A 418-nucleotide genomic window follows, 5' to 3' on the forward strand; every position below is an offset into this window, starting at 1 on the left:
TCGTCGACTCACGACGAGCGCGGGAAAGGCCGGCGAAACGCTGGCCTCTTTGAATCCACGAGGCGCGCTGACGTCATTGGGGTGGGGAACGGGCAAACGTCTTTGGATGCTCAATCCAGGCGCCAAACGGCAAGGGGCGCGTTAAAGCCTGCCTTCGCCAAACGCTAAAAATCGTCTTGCATCGGCCGTCGGCATTGGCGGTCTAAACTCATTCTCGGGCGTCTGAACGCAACGACCCAGAAAAATCGGTCGGCCATTGATCGACCCGCCGTATGGCGGTGCGAGGCTGGAGGTCCTCATGCAACGAACAATCGAGTATCGCGGTTTCGAATTTCACATTGATTTGGTATCCACATCGAAGGACATGTTCGACGTCTGGTTTTGCTTCGAAGGACACGTCAAACTTCCCGGCGTGGCG

Source organism: Paraburkholderia panacisoli (assembly GCF_008369935.1).
Lineage (GTDB): Bacteria > Pseudomonadota > Gammaproteobacteria > Burkholderiales > Burkholderiaceae > Paraburkholderia > Paraburkholderia panacisoli.